Source organism: Streptococcus pluranimalium (assembly GCF_047785705.1).
GTDB lineage: Bacteria > Bacillota > Bacilli > Lactobacillales > Streptococcaceae > Streptococcus > Streptococcus pluranimalium_A.
In genome coordinates this window covers 24,535-42,029 of the sequence record NZ_JBLOJV010000014.1, presented here as the reverse complement: position 1 = coordinate 42,029, position 17,495 = coordinate 24,535, and the positions used below count along the sequence as shown (strand labels likewise).

Annotated in this window: 13 protein-coding genes and 1 other RNA gene; 11 read left to right on the top strand and 3 right to left on the bottom strand. The window is 40.9% G+C overall.

Annotated elements, in window-relative coordinates; translation table 11 throughout:
• Positions 1–116: 116 nt before the first annotated feature.
• Together ACMZ6Z_RS05165 and ACMZ6Z_RS05160 are read right to left on the bottom strand one after the other, a co-directional pair.
• On the bottom strand, positions 117–743 hold the full coding sequence (locus ACMZ6Z_RS05165; protein ID WP_416131538.1) for a DUF3862 domain-containing protein: 627 nt from the start codon (positions 741–743) through the stop codon (positions 117–119).
• Positions 744–852: 109 nt separating this feature from the next.
• Positions 853–1,464: a TVP38/TMEM64 family protein gene (locus tag ACMZ6Z_RS05160; protein ID WP_416131537.1), complete on the bottom strand. Its 612-nt coding sequence runs from the start codon at positions 1,462–1,464 to the stop codon at positions 853–855.
• Positions 1,465–1,540: 76 nt separating this feature from the next.
• Between ACMZ6Z_RS05160 and ssrA the strand changes: the two genes are divergently transcribed.
• The 4 genes from ssrA to pyk all read left to right on the top strand — a co-directional run bounded on the left by ssrA (position 1,541) and on the right by pyk (position 7,736).
• Positions 1,541–1,888: a transfer-messenger RNA gene (ssrA, locus tag ACMZ6Z_RS05155) on the top strand.
• A 79-nt stretch (positions 1,889–1,967) separates the two neighbouring features.
• On the top strand, positions 1,968–5,072 hold the full coding sequence (locus tag ACMZ6Z_RS05150) for a DNA polymerase III subunit alpha (RefSeq protein WP_416131536.1): 3,105 nt from the start codon (positions 1,968–1,970) through the stop codon (positions 5,070–5,072).
• A gap of 80 nt (positions 5,073–5,152) precedes the next feature.
• A complete protein-coding gene (pfkA, locus tag ACMZ6Z_RS05145; RefSeq protein ID WP_416131535.1) occupies positions 5,153–6,160 on the top strand; it encodes a 6-phosphofructokinase in 1,008 nt (335 codons plus the stop codon).
• A 73-nt stretch (positions 6,161–6,233) separates the two neighbouring features.
• Entirely contained in the window at positions 6,234–7,736 is a 1,503-nt protein-coding gene (pyk, locus tag ACMZ6Z_RS05140) for a pyruvate kinase (protein ID WP_416131540.1), read from the top strand.
• A 426-nt stretch (positions 7,737–8,162) separates the two neighbouring features.
• Here the strand turns inward: pyk and guaA are convergent, their stop codons facing one another.
• A complete protein-coding gene (gene guaA / locus ACMZ6Z_RS05135; RefSeq protein WP_416131534.1) occupies positions 8,163–9,725 on the bottom strand; it encodes a glutamine-hydrolyzing GMP synthase in 1,563 nt (520 codons plus the stop codon).
• A gap of 335 nt (positions 9,726–10,060) precedes the next feature.
• Between guaA and ACMZ6Z_RS05130 the strand changes: the two genes are divergently transcribed.
• The 7 genes from ACMZ6Z_RS05130 (at position 10,061) to rnc (ending at position 17,494) form a co-directional block, all read left to right on the top strand.
• The gene (locus tag ACMZ6Z_RS05130) at positions 10,061–11,110 is read left to right on the top strand and encodes a BMP family lipoprotein (RefSeq protein WP_416131533.1); all 1,050 of its coding nucleotides are present in this window, start codon (positions 10,061–10,063) and stop codon (positions 11,108–11,110) included.
• Positions 11,111–11,339: 229 nt separating this feature from the next.
• Positions 11,340–11,717 carry a VOC family protein gene (locus ACMZ6Z_RS05125; protein ID WP_416131532.1) on the top strand — a complete coding sequence of 126 codons (378 nt, stop codon included), beginning with the start codon at positions 11,340–11,342 and terminating at the stop codon, positions 11,715–11,717.
• 274 nt (positions 11,718–11,991) lie between these two features.
• Positions 11,992–13,341, top strand: a complete 1,350-nt coding sequence (gene gdhA / locus ACMZ6Z_RS05120; protein WP_416131531.1) for an NADP-specific glutamate dehydrogenase — start codon at positions 11,992–11,994, stop codon at positions 13,339–13,341.
• Between the two features lie 163 nt (positions 13,342–13,504).
• Positions 13,505–14,212: a response regulator YycF gene (yycF, locus tag ACMZ6Z_RS05115; RefSeq protein WP_416131530.1), complete on the top strand. Its 708-nt coding sequence runs from the start codon at positions 13,505–13,507 to the stop codon at positions 14,210–14,212.
• Entirely contained in the window at positions 14,205–15,560 is a 1,356-nt protein-coding gene (gene vicK, locus ACMZ6Z_RS05110) for a cell wall metabolism sensor histidine kinase VicK (RefSeq protein WP_416131529.1), read from the top strand. The genes yycF and vicK overlap by 8 nt, the downstream gene beginning before the upstream one ends.
• The gene (locus ACMZ6Z_RS05105) at positions 15,553–16,362 is read left to right on the top strand and encodes an MBL fold metallo-hydrolase (RefSeq protein WP_416131528.1); all 810 of its coding nucleotides are present in this window, start codon (positions 15,553–15,555) and stop codon (positions 16,360–16,362) included. Before vicK ends, ACMZ6Z_RS05105 begins: the two co-directional genes overlap by 8 nt.
• Positions 16,363–16,792: 430 nt before the next feature.
• Entirely contained in the window at positions 16,793–17,494 is a 702-nt protein-coding gene (gene rnc / locus ACMZ6Z_RS05100; protein ID WP_416131527.1) for a ribonuclease III, read from the top strand.
• Position 17,495: the final 1 nt, after the last annotated feature.

The window sequence follows — 17,495 nt, the reverse complement described above, 5'->3', positions numbered from 1 at the left end:
TATCATTGCTTTGAATATAAAAATGGAGAGGACCAACTCGGTTCTCTCCAGGTGTTAGCTTTTCATCAATCGACTACAGTCTTATAGAGCTTTTAGTTTTGATTGAGGCCGTTTCTTTACTCTTTTAGTCCATGTTGTGTTTTATTGCTTAGAATACCGTTTTTGAAGTTAAGTTCTATTTGTTTGCCTTTTTGGTTTCCTTTTAAATTGCTTGACCAGAGGGCTTGGATGTGTTCTCCATCTGATGATACGGATTGAGACATGACGTCAGGAAAGCCGAGAATGTCTGTTGCTTGGCTAAAGGTTAAATCGTTGGAAAGTTTGTCATCAAAGATAGCTTTGGTAATGGTTGCTTTGCGGTCAAAGGCAAAATTAGAGATGCTTTTGGCAATCGTGCTATCTTCAAAAAGTTGAGCATTGATGGTCACGTCATCAATTTTCCAGACATAGACATCAAGTGTGACATCACCTGCTGGTTTTGTTTCATAAGAAGTCGGCTCACCATATATGGCCTTGATGTCATCAAGGGTTGAACCACCTTTAAAGTTATCTTCAACGGTAGCAGTTGTGATATTATCAAAATTTAGCCTTACCTGAGGATCCTGCTTAAGTTCTGCTTGAGACTGTAGAGAGCTAATAGCTTTTTTTGGAGTATTTTCCGAAGCATTTTTTGGGGTTGAGCATGCCGAAAGACTTAACATCATAAGACTTACAGTAGCTAAGGGTAATACTTTTTTGAACATGATCTATATTCCTTTTAATAATTATTGTAATAAAGTTTGATGAGATATTGGCGTTGACTTGGGTTACATTTGGGCTAGATGACGAAGGCTAAAGGGTTTTCCTTAAAACTTATCGTAAGAATTTTTTTAACCAATTTCCACCAAACATCCAAAGGGCGCTGTAACCGATGATAGAAAAAGGTTTGGCGATGACAATAATAGTGATAAAGCGTTTTAAGCTTATGCTTGTCAAAGCAGTAACCATGACCATAATATCAGCAGGTGAGACAGGGGCTAGCATGCTTAGGATAAAGAGGTTTTCAAAATGCTTACTTTCTAACTTTTGCTCGTATTTGAAAAAGATATCTTCCTTAACAAAAAGAAGGATAAATTTTCGACCAAATTGTTTGACCAAAAGAAATAGTATAATACTTCCAATAATAATGCCAACGTAATTGTAGATAAAGCCTTGCCACCAGCCAAAGACCCAAAAGCCCACAAGAGTCGTGAGACCACCTGGAATAACGGGGAAAACCACTTGAATGATTTGAATAGCGATAAAGATGAGAGGGCCTAGAAGGTCGTGTCTTTGAATCACTTTTTTTAAAACGTTTGTGTCATTTAATATCCCAATATGATATAACCACAGAATCAAGACACCTGTAGCTAGCAAGCACAAAAAGCCAATCAGTCGAATGATTTTTTGAAACAATCGGTAGCGTTCGCTATATTTTATTTCCATAGCTTAATCATACCATAACAGACTTTTTTTTGCTATTTGAAATAACATTTGATATACTATGGGTATCACTTTGTTTGGGGTCGTTACGGATTCGACAGGCATTATGTGGCATATTCTGCGACTCATCGTGCGGATGTAAAACGTCAGTTAAATATAACTGCAAAAAATAACACTTCTTACGCTTTAGCTGCCTAAAAACCAGCGAGTGTGACTTGCTTGGAATTGCTTGTGTTTCTAGCTAAGTCTTATGTTAACAAGCTACGTTTAAGTATTGTCTAGCTACTTAAAAAGAGATTGATAGACTCGCTTAGTATAGGGTTGAGCTATGTGTCGATACTAAGCTAAATCAAGGCATAGCCTATGGTTGTAGACGAATATGATGGCAGGTGTTTGGACGTGGGTTCGACTCCCACCGGCTCCATATGTCCCCTTTATCAGAAATGGTAGAGGGGTTCTTTTGGCTTTTGCTAGTATTTGTTGTGATGAAAATAGTGGAGAAGGATATGTTTGTACCCTTAGAAACAAAGACTGTCTATAGTTTTATGGAAAGTCTGATAGATATTGATGCTTATATTTCTCGAGGGCGGGAATTGGGTTACTCGCGCTTGGGGATTATGGATAGGGATAATTTATATGCAGCCTATCATTTTATTCAACAGTCTCAAGCAGCTGGTATCCAACCTATTGTTGGTCTTTCTACTGCTTTGATTTATCAGGACAAGCCTTTGGAATCTCGTTTGGTTGCGTTAACATCAAGAGGTTATCAAAATCTCATGAAGCTCTCTACAGAAATTATGTCGGGGAAACGGCACTTAGAGGATTTGTTACCTTACTTTGAGGACCTACTATTGATCATCCCCTATGAGGATGGGGTGGATTCTTTGGAGTTACCCCTACCTTTTTCGATAGGTGTGTCTTTAGATACGCCAGTAATGGCCTTTCAACATCCTATTATTCCTCTACATGAGGTCAGGGCTTTTGAGTCATCTGATAGCGAAACCCTTCAAATGCTCCAAGCCATTAAGGCAAATAGTCCTTTAACAGAGGTTGTTTTAAGCTCACGAGAGGCTGTTTTAGCTGATGCTCAAACCATGACAAAAGCCTTTGAAGAGCGTTTTCCTGGAATTACCACTCAATTAGTCAAACAAATAGAACATATAAGGTATACTTTTGATACCAATCTAAAATTGCCACGATTTAATCGTGCTATAGAAGCTCATGTTGAGCTGAGGGAGCGTACCTTTGCTGGCTTGGCAGAAAAAGGCTTGGATACCCCCATTTATCAGGAGAGACTGGAAAAAGAGTTGACCATTATTCATGACATGGGGTTTGATGACTATTTCTTAATTGTTTGGGACTTATTAGCTTTTGGTCGCAGAAGAGGTTATTATATGGGGATGGGTCGGGGGTCGGCAGCTGGTAGCTTAGTTGCCTATGCTCTCTCCATTACAGGGATTGATCCTCTCAAAAATGACTTACTGTTTGAGCGTTTCTTAAATACTGAAAGGTACAGTATGCCTGATATTGACATTGATCTTCCAGATATTTATCGGAGTGAGTTTTTGCATTATGTCCGTGACAGATACGGCTCAAATCATACTGCGCAGATTGTGACCTTCTCGACATTCGGGGCAAAACAGGCTATCAGAGATGTTTTTAAGCGTTTTGGGGCGGCTGAACATGAGCTGACAACGATTACTAAAAAAATTTCATTTCGTGATAATCTATCAAGTGTTTATGAGAAAAATCTATCTTTTAGGCAGATCATCAACAGCAAACCTGAGTACCAGAGGGCTTTTGAGATTGCTAAACGTATTGAGGGTAATCCGCGACAGACTTCCATTCATGCCGCTGGAGTGGTGATGAGCGATGACTTATTGACAGACCATATTCCTTTAAAATCTGGTGATGAGATGATGATTACGCAGTACGACGCAGCAGCGGTTGAAGCCAATGGTCTATTGAAAATGGATTTTCTGGGCTTACGTAATCTGACTTTTGTTCAAAAAATGAAGGAAACGGTAGCTTCTGAGTTGGGGCAAGATATCATGATTGAAGCGATTGATTTAGAAGACCCAGAAACCTTAAAACTCTTTGCAGCAGGACGAACCAAGGGCATTTTTCAATTTGAGCAGGCAGGAGCGATTAACCTTCTAAAGCGCATTAAGCCAACTCGATTTGAGGAGGTTGTCGCAACGACCAGTCTTAATCGTCCTGGTGCCAGTGATTACATCGATAATTTCATTGCTCGAAAATATGGCAAAGAACCGATTGACTTGATAGATCCTGTAGTGGCTCCTATTTTAGAGCCAACATTTGGTATCATGCTTTATCAAGAGCAAGTCATGCAGATTGCACAAGTGTTTTCAGGATTTACTCTTGGTAAGGCAGATATGCTACGCCGTGCCATGTCTAAAAAAGATGCGACTGAGATGCAAAAAATGAAGGCTGATTTTTTAAATGGCGCATCAGAACTAGGGAGAGATCCCAAAACTGCCCAGCGTTTATTTGAGATGATGGCTAAGTTTGCTGGCTATGGCTTTAATAGAAGTCATGCCTTTGCTTATGCTGCCCTTGCCTTTCAATTAGCCTACTTCAAGACCCACTACCCATCTGTTTTTTATGATGTCATGCTAAATGACTCTAGTAGCGACTATCTCAGTGATGCTTTAACGGCAGGTTTTACCTTGGCCAAACCATCCATCAATCATATCCCTTATAAGGATCATATTGCCAATGGTCAGATTTATTTGGGGCTTAAGCACCTTAAAGGTCTCAACAAAACGCTAGCTCATTGGATTATTGAGCAGAGACCTTTTAGCAGTATTGAAGATTTTTTAAAGCGTTTACCTGCCCCATTTCAAAAAGCTGATAATCTGTTACCACTCATCCAAGCAGGTCTATTTGATGGTTTTGAAAAAAATCGTCGCCAAATTGAAGTTAACCTAGAGCCGTTGTTGTTATTTGTGCAAGAATTAGGCAGTTTATTTGCCGAATCCTCCTATAGTTGGATAGCGGTAGATGATTATTCTAATGCTGAAAAATACCGTCAAGAACTGGCTATATTAGGCGTTGGCATCAGCCCTCATCCTTTAAAAGAATTGATGGCAAATAGCTCTCGTGCCTTTGATAACATTTCTCATCTGATTGCTAACCAAAACGTTACTATCTTGGCGCAAATTGAGGCTATCAAAGTGATCAGAACAAAATCAAGTGGTCAGCAGATGGCTTTTTTGAGGGTAACTGATACCGAACATGACCTAGATGTGACTCTATTTCCAGAAACCTATCATCATTTATCTGTTCATCTCAAAGAAGAAGGCATTTATTACTTTACAGGGCGCACACAAGAACGTGATGGACGGGTTCAACTGGTCTTGAATGATATTGAATTGGTTAGCACTGAAAAGTGTTGGCTTCAAATCCAAAACCATGAGCATGACCATCTTATTGCAGAAATCCTAAAAGATTATCCTGGTTCGATACCTGTTGTCCTTCATTATCAAGACAGTCACGAAACCATTCAAAGTAAAATTTACTTTGTCAAAAAATCACAAGAACTTGAAACGAGGCTCAGTCCTTATGTCATGAAAACGGTTTTTCGGTAAATAATCAGCGAAAACCTCCCGTTTTAAGGCTAAATATGCTATAATGAAGAAGTTAAAAATGTAAAGGAGTAACATGCAAAATGAAACGTATTGCTGTTTTAACTAGTGGTGGTGACGCTCCTGGTATGAATGCTGCTGTTCGTGCAGTAGCGCGTAAAGCCATTACAGAAGGAATGGAAATTTTTGGTATCAATCGAGGTTATGCTGGTATGGTCGATGGGGATATTTTTCAACTCGAAGCCAGTTCGGTTGCTAATATTCTCTCTAATGGCGGAACCTTTTTACAATCTGCTCGCTATCCAGAGTTTGCCACTCTTGAGGGCCAGCTCAAAGGGATTGAACAATTAAAGAAACATGGTATTGAAGGTATTGTTGTTATTGGTGGTGACGGTTCTTACCATGGTGCTATGCGCTTGACAGAGCATGGTTTTCCAGCTATTGGACTTCCTGGAACAATTGATAATGATATTGTTGGAACAGATTACACGATTGGTTTTGACACTGCTGTGAGCACAGCTACCGAAGCTCTTGACCGTATTCGTGATACTTCGGCATCTCATGACCGTACTTTTGTTGTTGAGGTTATGGGACGTAATGCTGGAGATATCGCTTTGTGGTCTGGTATTGCATCAGGTGCAGATCAAATCATTATTCCAGAGGAAGATTATGATATTGATACTGTCGTTGCTAAAATCAAAGACGGTTATCGCCGTAAGAAAAAACACCATATCATCGTTCTTGCTGAAGGTGTTATGAGAGGTGAAGCATTTGCTGCTAAGTTAAAAGAAGCAGGCGATCAGTCAGACCTTCGTGTGACCAATTTAGGACATCTTCTTCGTGGCGGTGCGCCGACGGCGCGTGACCGTGTTCTAGCGTCATGGATGGGAGCGCGAGCTGTCGAACTTCTCAAAGAAGGCCGTGGTGGTCTTGCTGTTGGTATCCATAAAGAAGCCTTAGTAGAAAGCCCAATCCTAGGCAGTGCTGACGAGGGTGCTTTGTTCACACTTGAAGGTGATAAGATTGTGGTCAATAATCCACATAAAGCACGTTTGGACTTTGCACAATTAAACAGAGATTTGGCAAACTAATCTCTGAAAAATAGCTATCAAATTAAAGTAAACGTCAATCATTGACAAAAATAAAGGGAGTTTAGATATCATGATGAATAAACGAGTGAAAATCGTTGCAACATTAGGTCCGGCAGTTGAAATCCGAGGTGGTAAGCGTTTTGGTGAAGATGGTTACTGGGGAGAGCAACTTGATGTTGAAAGTTCTGCAGCTAAAATCGCTGAGTTGATTGAGGCTGGGGCCAATGTTTTTCGTTTCAACTTCTCACACGGTGATCACGCAGAGCAAGGCGCACGTATGGCAACAGTACGTCGTGCTGAAGAACTAGCACGTCAAAAAGTTGGTTTCCTTTTGGATACCAAAGGCCCTGAGATGCGTACAGAACTTTTTGAGAATGATGCTAAAGAGTTCTTGTATCTAACAGGTGAAAAAATCCGTGTGGCTACTATCCAAGGTCAAAAATCAACAAGAGATATCATCGCTCTTAACGTTGCAGGTGCATTGGACATTTACGAGGAAGTTTCTGTTGGCAATACCATACTTATCGATGATGGGAAACTTGGTTTGCGCGTGATTGAAAAAGATATCGCGAAACGTGAGTTTGTTGTGGAAGTTGAAAATGACGGTATTATTGCCAAACAAAAAGGTGTGAACATCCCTAATACCAAAATTCCATTCCCAGCACTTGCAGAACGTGATAATGCTGATATTCGCTTTGGTCTTGAGCAAGGTCTTAACTTCATTGCGATCTCATTTGTTCGTACAGCCAAAGACGTTGAAGAAGTACGTGCCATCTGTAAAGAAACAGGTAATGAACACGTTCAATTATTCGCTAAAATCGAAAACCAACAAGGGATTGATAATATTGATGAAATCATCGAAGCTGCTGATGGTATCATGATTGCTCGTGGTGATATGGGGATTGAAGTACCGTTTGAGATGGTGCCAGTATTCCAAAAAATGATTATCACCAAAGTCAATGCTGCTGGTAAAGCTGTCATCACAGCAACCAACATGTTAGAAACAATGACTGATAAGCCGCGTGCAACGCGTTCAGAAGTATCAGATGTTTTCAACGCAGTTATTGATGGTACAGATGCTACCATGCTCTCAGGTGAATCGGCTAATGGTAAATACCCTGTTGAAGCTGTTAGAACAATGGCTACTATTGATAGAAATGCCCAAGACCTTCTGAACGAATACGGTCGTTTGGATTCATCAGCATTCCCACGCAATAATAAGACAGACGCTGTTGCTTCGGCTGTTAAAGATGCGTCACATTCAATGGATATCAAACTTGTTGTTACGATCACTGAATCTGGTAACACAGCGCGTGCTATTTCAAAATTCCGTCCAGATGCTGATATTTTAGCAGTGACTTTCGATGAAAAAGTAGAGCGTGCGTTGATGATGTATTGGGGTGTGATTCCAGTATTGACCAATAAACCAAACTCGACAGATGACATGTTTGAACTAGCTGAAAAGGTAGCTCTTGAGACAGGTCTTGTCCAGTCAGGGGATAACATTGTTATCGTTGCAGGTGTCCCTGTTGGTTCAGGAGGAACTAACACCATGCGTATTCGTACAGTAAAGTAAGAAACGGCGAACAAAACGAATATGTCACTATCGACTAGTTAACCGATTTTCTGTCAAGTTGACAATGACAGCATCAAACATAAAGCAAGAGCCTTGTTCCTCATTTCAAGAGGAGCAAGGTCTTTTTGTTTTTCTTGGCATTATTTGAGAGATGTTCATACTGGTAAATAAGTCACTTTATTGTGATACCTATTTGAACGGCTATGAGATGTTTTTTAATGTTTATTGTAACCGCCCAATATACTCCGTTATTGGGCGGTTACGTTCATCGATGTCCTATCCTTAATTCAAATAAGGATACAAAAAAGAAGCCCTTAAAGGACTTCTTTGGAGATGGTTCAAACCAATTTATCTCATTTTAATACTTTATACAGTTGTTAAAATGCTCTTAAATCAAGAATTTTTAGCCAAAGTTACTCTTAGCTATTATTCCCACTCAACGGTTGCGGGTGGTTTGCTTGTAATGTCGTAGACGATACGGTTGACGTGGTCTACTTCGTTGACGATGCGTGTTGAGATTTTTTTGAGAACTTCCCAAGGTAATTGGGCAAAGTCAGCGGTCATCCCATCAATAGAAGTGATGGCACGAATGGCAATCGTGTAATCATAAGTACGTCCATCACCCATAACACCGACAGAACGAACGCCTGTATTGACGGTGAAGTATTGCCAAACATCACGGTCTAGTCCAGCTTTAGCGATTTCCTCACGCAGAATGGCATCAGATTCGCGGACGGTTTGTAATTTTTCTTCAGTGATTGCTCCCATGACACGAATGGCTAGTCCTGGTCCAGGGAAGGGCTGACGCCAGACCACTTCATCTGGCATTCCAAGAGCAGTTCCAAGAGCACGTACTTCATCCTTGAAAAGTGTGCTTAGGGGTTCAATCAGCTGGAATTGCATATCTTCTGGAAGACCACCAACGTTGTGATGTGATTTGATGGTTTGAGCTGTCTCTGTCCCAGACTCGATAATATCGGTATAGAGTGTTCCTTGTGCTAGGAAGTCTACGCCTTTAAGTTTACTTGCCTCATCATCAAAGACATAGACAAACTCGTTACCAATGATTTTACGTTTCTTTTCTGGATCTTCAACATCAACAAGAAGGTCTAAGAAACGTTTAGCAGCATCAACACGGATGATATTGAGACCAAACTTGCCACCAAGCATATCCATTACTTGATCGCCTTCATTTTGACGAAGCAGCCCGTGATCGACAAAGATACAGGTTAGCTGATCGCCAATAGCTTTTTGAAGAAGAACGCCAACAACAGATGAGTCCACTCCACCTGAAAGGCCAAGAAGTACTTTTTTATCGCCAACCGTTTGACGGATTTTTTCCACGGCCATATCAATGAAATTATCCATTGACCAGTCGCCTCTAGCCCCACAGATATTCATGGCGAAGTTACGTAGCATATCGTTGCCGTACTCTGAATGCCTAACTTCTGGGTGAAATTGGATGCCGTAGATTTGTTTGTCAGGATTTTCCATGGCAGCGTAGGGGCAATCAATAGAGTCCCCAACAGCTTCAAAACCATCAGGGATTTCAGTAACAGCATCACCGTGGCTCATCAAGACTAGTTGCTTGTCTGGTGTATTTGAGAAAAGTGGTGATTTGGCTGTTAAACGCAGTTGAGATTGTCCGTATTCACGATTGCCGGCCTCACCTGCAGGCACGACTTTCCCCCCAAGTGTATGAGTGATGAGTTGCATTCCATAGCAAATGCCTAAAATAGGGATACCTAGTGTCAAAATAGCCTCATCAATCCCAAAAGCCTCATCAGCATAAACCGAATTAGGTCCCCCAGATAAGACGATACCGATGGGATTGATGTCACGGATTTCCGCAGCAGTGATCTTATGGCTTTTTAGTTCTGAGAACACGCCAAATTCACGAATACGACGTGCAATCAACTGATTGTACTGGCTACCGTAGTCAAGAACAATAATTTTTTGAACCTCATTTAAAAGTGAGACGTCAGTCATGATTACCTTCCTTTTTTACGTCACATGGACTCTAGTCAATCTATTCTAGCATAATTGTTCTTGTTTTTCATTAGCCATGTGACAAGTTAAGGTTCTTACTTTAGAAAAAACAACTTCAAAACACTTCTAGTATGGTTAGCTCATTATAAAAAAAACCTTTTTTCTTTGGAATACTATTCTAATCAAGAGTGAAAATCACAATATTTCTTTAAAATCCGAACATCACGATATTATTTTTCAAAAAACGTTGCAAAAACAACATAAGCTTGTTATGCTAGTAGTCTAAAACAATAAGGCCATTTGATTGGCAAAACGATTAGGGAGATTCATTTATCATGAACAAAAAACTTGTAACAGTTGGTCTAGCTTCAGCGGCAGTATTAGCACTTGGTGCATGTAGCAACCGTTCTGAGAAAAGTCAGTCATCATCGTCTGATTTGAAAGTCGCTATGGTCACTGACCAAGGCGGTATTGATGACAAATCTTTTAACCAGTCAGCTTGGGAAGGTCTTCAAGCCTGGGGTAAAGAAAATGGTTTGAAAAAAGGTGAGGGATTCGACTACTGGCAATCATCGACAGAATCAGAGTATGCGACAAACTTAGATACTGTTGTATCAAGTGGTTACAATTTGATTTTTGGAATTGGTTTTAATCTTCAAGATGCTATTGATAAGGTATCAGCTGATAATCCTGATACTAAGTATGCTCTTGTGGATGCTGTTGTTGAAGGTAAGGATAATGTGGCAAGCATTACTTTTGGAGACAATGAAGCCTCTTATCTAGCGGGTGTTGCAGCAGCTAAGGCGACAAAGACCAAACATGTCGGCTTTGTGGGTGGTATGGAAGTCTCTGTCATCAAACGCTTTGAAAAAGGTTTTGAGGCAGGTGTGAAGTCTGTTGATGAGACCATCAAGATTGACATTGCTTATGCGGGTTCATTTGCAGATGCTGCTAAAGGCAAAACCATCGCAGCTGCGCAATATGGTGCAGGAGCAGATGTTATCTTCCATGCTGCTGGTGGTACAGGAGCAGGGGTTTTCAACGAAGCAAAACTAGAAAATGAAACACGTGACGAAGCTGACAAAGTTTGGGTTATCGGTGCTGACCGTGATCAAAGCGATGAGGGAGAATACACCTCAAAAGATGGTAAAAAAGCAAACTTTGTGCTAGCATCAACGATCAAGCAAGTTGGTAAAGCCCTTCAAATCGTTACAAAACAAACAAAAGACGGTAAATTCCCAGGTGGTAAGTTATCTGTATTTGGTTTGAAAGAAGACGGTGTTGGTCTTGCCATGACTGGTTTATCAGAGGACGGCAAAAAAGCTGTTGAAGATGCGAAAAAAGCTATTGTCGCGGGTGATGTTAAAGTACCAGAAGTAAACTAATGTCACTAAAGCATAAGGTTTAGCAAAAGGTCTCACTATCAATACCAGGCATCCTTCAGGTCTTTAACAACCATGATAGGATGCTTTTTTGGATAAAAAGATTTTCTCAAACCGGTTTTGATTGCTTTAGCGATGAGGTCTCAAATTTTTTTCGGAAATTAACTTATGTTTCTAAATAGTTGCTAAAAACTGTAAAAACGATTACACTACTAACTAGGAGGTTATTGTTATGAAAATGTTACATACTTGTATTCGTGTCCAAGATTTGGAGGCTTCTATTGCTTTTTACACCAAGGCTTTTCCACTGTCAGAAGTCCGTCGTAAAGACTTTCCAGATCACAAATTTACCTTGGTTTTTCTCAAAACCCCTGATGAAAGTTTTGAGATTGAGTTGACCTATAATTATGACCATGGGCCTTATGATATTGGTGATGGTTATGGTCACTTAGCTGTAGGTGTTGATGATTTAGAAAAAACGCATGATGAGCACAAGGCAGCTGGTTTTGAGGTCACAGACTTAAAAGGTCTTCCAGGACAAGACCCGCATTATTATTTTGTTAAAGACCCAGATGACTACAAGATTGAAGTTATTCGATTGTCTAAGTAAGAAAGTGACCATAGTGAGATGAGCCTAAAGGTTCATCCTTTTAAAATCATCAAAAAAGCTAGAGTTTTTTCACTCTGGCTTTTTGTTTGCTCAAGACTATCAGTAGCTTTTCATTAAAGGTTATAAGGACGGCCTAGCTATCCTTTGTTAGCTCTTGGTTTTTATCACCAAGCTGAGTGTTCAGATAAAAAATGAAGGCAAACACTTGACAGGAAAATTCAGAAAATTTATACTACTTAAGTAACTAAAATTATCATTTTGAAAGGATAAGTATATGGTATCAGGAAAAGCCTATGTTGCTAGTGTTTTTGAAAAAGTCAAGGAGCAAAATGCTCATGAGGAAGAGTTTTTACAAGCAGTCGAGGAAGTTTTTGATTCCTTAGTGCCTGTTTTTGATCAGTATCCGCAGTATATTGAGGAAAATCTCTTGGAGCGTCTGGTAGAGCCTGAGCGCATTGTTTCTTTCCGTGTTCCCTGGGTTGATGATAAGGGACAGGTTCGGGTTAATCGTGGTTACCGAGTGCAGTTTTCATCAGCTATCGGTCCTTACAAAGGTGGGCTTCGCTTCCACCCGTCTGTCAATCAATCCATCGTGAAGTTTCTTGGATTTGAGCAAATCTTTAAAAACTCTTTGACTGGTCAGCCTATCGGCGGTGGTAAGGGGGGATCTAACTTTGATCCTAAGGGCAAATCAGATCTTGAAATTATGCGTTTTACACAAAGTTTCATGACGGAATTGCATAAGCATATTGGACCAGACACTGATGTGCCAGCTGGTGATATTGGTGTCGGTGGACGTGAGATTGGCTACTTATTTGGTCAGTACAAGCGTCTTAAGGGCTATGAGAATGGTGTGCTGACAGGTAAAGGACTGACTTATGGTGGCTCATTAGCTCGTACAGAGGCAACTGGTTATGGTGTGGTTTATTTTGCTGAGCAAATGCTAAAATCTCGTGGTCAAGAGTTGGCTGGTAAGACAGCTATCGTCTCAGGATCTGGTAATGTGGCTATCTATGCGACTGAGAAATTACATGAGCTAGGTGCTAAAGTAGTGGCTGTTTCGGACTCATCAGGTTATGTTTACCATGAGGCAGGCATTGATCTTGACCTCCTCAAAGATTTAAAAGAAGTCAAACGTGCACGTATCAGTGCCTATGTGGACACCCATTCAGATGCTGTCTTTACACCTGCTGGCGGAGACTCGATTTGGACCATCAAAGCTGATTTAGCCTTTCCGTGTGCTACTCAAAATGAGTTAAACGAAGACGATGCCAAGGCCTTAATTACTAATGGAGTCAGCGCTGTTGCAGAAGGGGCAAATATGCCATCAACCCTCAAGGCTGTTGCAGCCTTCCATGAGGCTGGTGTTGCTTTTGGTCCAGCAAAAGCTGCCAATGCTGGGGGTGTGGCTGTATCAGCTCTTGAAATGGCACAAAATAGTAGCCGAACAGCTTGGTCATTCGAAGAAGTGGATGGTAAACTAAAAGAGATCATGACAGACATTTATCATCACTCGGCAGAAGCAGCCGAAGCTTTTGATGCTAAAGGTAATCTTGTTGTTGGTGCCAACATCGCAGGGTTCTTGAAAGTTGCAGAAGCCATGTCTGCACAAGGTATCGTTTAAAAAGCTTGCAGAATTTTATTAAAGTTAATAGCAATGACTCAAGCCTCCAAAGTCAGAAACGACTTTGGGGGCTTTTGAATTGTTTTGAATGAGTGGCTAAGCACGCGACATATTTCTCATTTAAGAGAAATTTTGGTATAATTAAGAAAAGGTAGGTGTCCAAATGAAAACAATTCTTGTGGTTGATGATGAAAGACCGATTTCAGATATTATCAAATTTAACCTTAGCAAAGAAGGTTATAAGATTGAGACAGCCTTTGATGGTCATGAGGCTGTTCAACAATTTGAGGCCATAAAGCCTGACTTGGTTATTCTAGATTTGATGTTACCAGGTATTGATGGTCTTGAAGTTGCCAAAGAAATCCGAAAAACAAGTCATACCCCAATTATCATGCTATCAGCTAAAGATTCTGAATTTGACAAGGTGATTGGCTTAGAAATTGGAGCAGATGATTATGTAACAAAACCCTTTTCTAATCGTGAACTGCTAGCGCGTGTCAAGGCACAACTACGTCGTATTGAAACCATCGAAACGGTGGCTGAAGAGTCTCTACAGTCTTCACCAACTGAGTTGACCATTGGAAATCTCACTATTTTACCAGAGGCCTTTATTGCCAAAAAAAATGGTGACGAAGTGGAGTTGACCCACCGTGAGTTTGAACTGCTCTATCATTTGGCACAGCATATCGGTCAGGTGATGACACGTGAACACTTGCTTGAAACGGTTTGGGGTTATGATTATTTTGGCGATGTCCGTACGGTGGATGTTACCATTCGTCGCCTTCGTGAAAAAATTGAGACCACACCAAGCCGTCCAGAATACATTCTCACTCGCCGTGGAGTGGGGTACTTTATGAAAGCCCATGATTAGTTTCACTTTTTTATCTTTTAGAGATATGATCATCGCAGGACTAATGTTCGTTTTAGTCCTGATTTATGTTTTTTTAATCATCCGAGATACCTTGAATAGTCGCCGCCTACAGCAATTAACGGAACAGGTGCAAGCCTTGATTTCAGGCGAATATGTGGTCAACCAAGTGACAAAAGGTTCCGTTGAGGTCAAGGATTTGGCGGGTCACTTGAATGACTTATCCGAGGTCTTTCGCTTGACGCATGAACATTTAGGGCAAGAAAAAAATCGTTTGTCTAGTATCTTGTCTTATATGAGTGATGGGGTCTTGGCAACGGATCGTCGGGGAAATATCATCATGATCAATGATATGGCGCGTCAGCAGTTAAATTTGTCTGACGAGGGTGATGTGGCCATCAATATCATGACGCTTTTGGAAGAGACTGCTTATACCTATCATGACTTAATCAGTAAGACACCAGAAGTGACCCTTAATCGTGTGAATGACTTTGGAGAATTTACCGTGTTGAGGGTTAACTTTGCTCTGATTAGGAGAGAAAGTGGCTTTGTTGCAGGCTTAGTTGCTGTTCTTCATGATACGACGGAGCAGGAGAAAGAAGAGCGTGAGCGCCGTCTTTTTGTGTCCAATGTTAGTCATGAATTGCGTACACCTTTAACCTCAGTTAAGTCCTATCTTGAAGCCTTGGATGAGGGGGCCCTGAAAGAGTCTGTGGCTCCTGGTTTTATCAGGGTATCCTTGGATGAGACCAATCGTATGATGCGCATGATTGCAGATCTATTATCCTTGTCGCGTATTGATAATAACAACAGCGAATTAGAAGTTGAGATGACTAACTTTACAGCTTTTATGACCTATATTCTCAATCGTTTTGATCGTATCAAGTTGCAAGAGACACACGCCGGCAAGACTTATGCCATCAAGCGTCAGTATGATTTAAGTCCTGTCTGGATTGAAATTGATAATGACAAGATGACACAGGTTTTTGATAACATCTTAAATAATGCCATCAAGTATTCCCCTGATGGTGGTGAGATTGCGGTCAATATGCGTACGACAGAAACCCAGTTGATTGTTTCGGTCTCTGATCAAGGCTTAGGGATTCCTAAAAAAGATTTGCCTCTAATCTTTGATCGTTTTTACCGAGTGGATAAGGCTAGAAGTCGAGCTCAGGGTGGTACAGGTCTTGGTCTTGCTATTACCAAGGAGATTGTCAAGCAGCATAAGGGGTTTATTTGGGCTAAGAGTGAGTATGGTAAGGGGTCAACCTTTACGATAGTCTTACCGTATGACAAAAATAGTATCGAAGTAGACGAAGAATGGGAGGAAACAGCAGACCAAAGTGAGTGACAAAGGATTTAAGTACAGCATTTTAGCGTCCGGTTCAACAGGAAATGCCTTTTATGTGGAAACGCCAAAGAAGCGTCTTTTGATTGATGCTGGCTTGACGGGCAAGAAAATCACCAGCCTTTTGGCTGAAATTGGTCGACGCCCTGAGGACCTGGATGCCATATTGATTACACATGAGCACTCAGATCATATCAAGGGCGTCGGTGTTCTAGCTCGGAAATATCATTTGGATATTTATGCCAATGAGAAGACCTGGGAGGTTATGGATGCTCGTCAGATGCTTGGCAAGATTGATCATAGCCAAAAGCATCTTTTTGCTCGAGAAAAGATCTTGACCTTTGGCGATATTGATATCGAGTCATTTGGTGTCAGTCATGATGCTGCTGACCCGCAATTTTATCGCTTGATGAAGGATGATAAGAGCTTTGTCATGTTAACAGATACAGGCTATGTCAGTGATCGATTAGCAGGAATGGTCGCAGATGCGGATGCTTATCTGATTGAGTCTAATCATGATGTTGACATTTTACGAGCTGGTTCTTACCCGTGGAAAACCAAGCAAAGGATTCTTTCTGATCTTGGGCATTTGTCTAATGAAGCTGGGGCTCAGGCCATGATTGACACTCTTGGGCAGCGGACGAAAAAAATATACTTAGGGCATTTGAGTCAGGAAAATAACCTGAAAGAGTTAGCACACATGACCATGGTCTCTCAACTAGAGCAGGCTGATTTAGGGGTCAATCATGATTTCAAGGTTTTGGATACCTCACCAGATACAGCGACACCATTGACAGTTATTTAAGGCATTGTTCAATAGTCTAGCTATAATAAGCTGGGCTTTTTTGATATAATAAACCTAGGCTCTCATCACCAGTGATTTGGAGCATTGATACCTTGTAAACATCACAAGGCAATCTCTTTGGCTTGCCTTGATGACTTTTAGTTCTTAGGTTTTGTTACCTCATTTAGAGTGATGTTTGGTGAGGATTGGTTTGATAAGCTGTTCAATGGTATTTGATGATTTGTCATTTGACCAGCGAGCTGATGGCAGGCTAAAGGTTAAAATGATGAGAATAGCATCATTTTCCATCTTGGGCTTTTGGTGTGTCAATAGCCATCATCAGTAATGTGATCGCTAGTATTTTCAAAAAATAATTGTAGATGGCCTGATGGTTGGGTCTATGTTTGAAGGATAAGCTACTGGTTTTGAGAGATATAAAAAGGAGTAGACTATGGCACCATTAGAGACATTAAAAGCGACGTTAGCGTCTCATTTTCACATTGTATTTGCAGATGAGAGTTTGCTTGATACTGCTTTTACACACACCTCGTATGCTAATGAGCATCGCCTCTTAAAGATTTCACACAATGAACGTTTGGAGTTTTTAGGAGACGCCGTTCTACAGTTGATTATTTCAGATTATTTGTATCATAAGTATCCTAATAAGCCAGAAGGAGACCTATCAAAACAACGCTCAATGATTGTTCGTGAGGAGAGTTTAGCGGGATTTTCTAGGGCTTGTGGTTTTGATGCTTTTATCAAATTAGGCAAGGGTGAAGAAAAGTCAGGCGGTCGTCAGCGTGAGACCATTCTTGGTGATCTTTTTGAGGCGTTTCTTGGGGCACTTCTCTTAGATCAGGGGATTGAGGCTGTTAAAGCATTTCTTTATTTGGTCATGATTCCTAAGGTGGAAAAGGGTCAATACGAGCGGGTCAAAGATTATAAAACAGCTCTTCAAGAGGCCTTGCAGGCCGATGGTGACATTGCTATTTGCTATGAGGTCATTGGTGAAGAAGGGCCTGCACATGCCAAATGGTTTGAGATTCGTGTGCTGGCTGATGGGAAAGAATTGAGTAAGGGAAGAGGGCGCTCTAAAAAAATGGCAGAGCAAGAGGCAGCCCAAAAAGCGCTTCATCAACTGGGTGAGGATTAAG

Coding starts and splice junctions, on each gene's coding strand:
- ACMZ6Z_RS05130 (WP_416131533.1), top strand. CDS start 10,061: ATGAACAAAAAACTTGTAACAGTTGGTCTAGCTTCAGCGGCAGTATTA.
- ACMZ6Z_RS05125 (WP_416131532.1), top strand. CDS start 11,340: ATGAAAATGTTACATACTTGTATTCGTGTCCAAGATTTGGAGGCTTCT.
- rnc (WP_416131527.1), top strand. CDS start 16,793: ATGGCACCATTAGAGACATTAAAAGCGACGTTAGCGTCTCATTTTCAC.
- ACMZ6Z_RS05160 (WP_416131537.1), bottom strand. CDS start 1,464: ATGGAAATAAAATATAGCGAACGCTACCGATTGTTTCAAAAAATCATT.
- pyk (WP_416131540.1), top strand. CDS start 6,234: ATGAATAAACGAGTGAAAATCGTTGCAACATTAGGTCCGGCAGTTGAA.
- ACMZ6Z_RS05150 (WP_416131536.1), top strand. CDS start 1,968: ATGTTTGTACCCTTAGAAACAAAGACTGTCTATAGTTTTATGGAAAGT.
- ACMZ6Z_RS05165 (WP_416131538.1), bottom strand. CDS start 743: ATGTTCAAAAAAGTATTACCCTTAGCTACTGTAAGTCTTATGATGTTA.
- vicK (WP_416131529.1), top strand. CDS start 14,205: ATGATTAGTTTCACTTTTTTATCTTTTAGAGATATGATCATCGCAGGA.
- yycF (WP_416131530.1), top strand. CDS start 13,505: ATGAAAACAATTCTTGTGGTTGATGATGAAAGACCGATTTCAGATATT.
- gdhA (WP_416131531.1), top strand. CDS start 11,992: ATGGTATCAGGAAAAGCCTATGTTGCTAGTGTTTTTGAAAAAGTCAAG.
- guaA (WP_416131534.1), bottom strand. CDS start 9,725: ATGACTGACGTCTCACTTTTAAATGAGGTTCAAAAAATTATTGTTCTT.
- pfkA (WP_416131535.1), top strand. CDS start 5,153: ATGAAACGTATTGCTGTTTTAACTAGTGGTGGTGACGCTCCTGGTATG.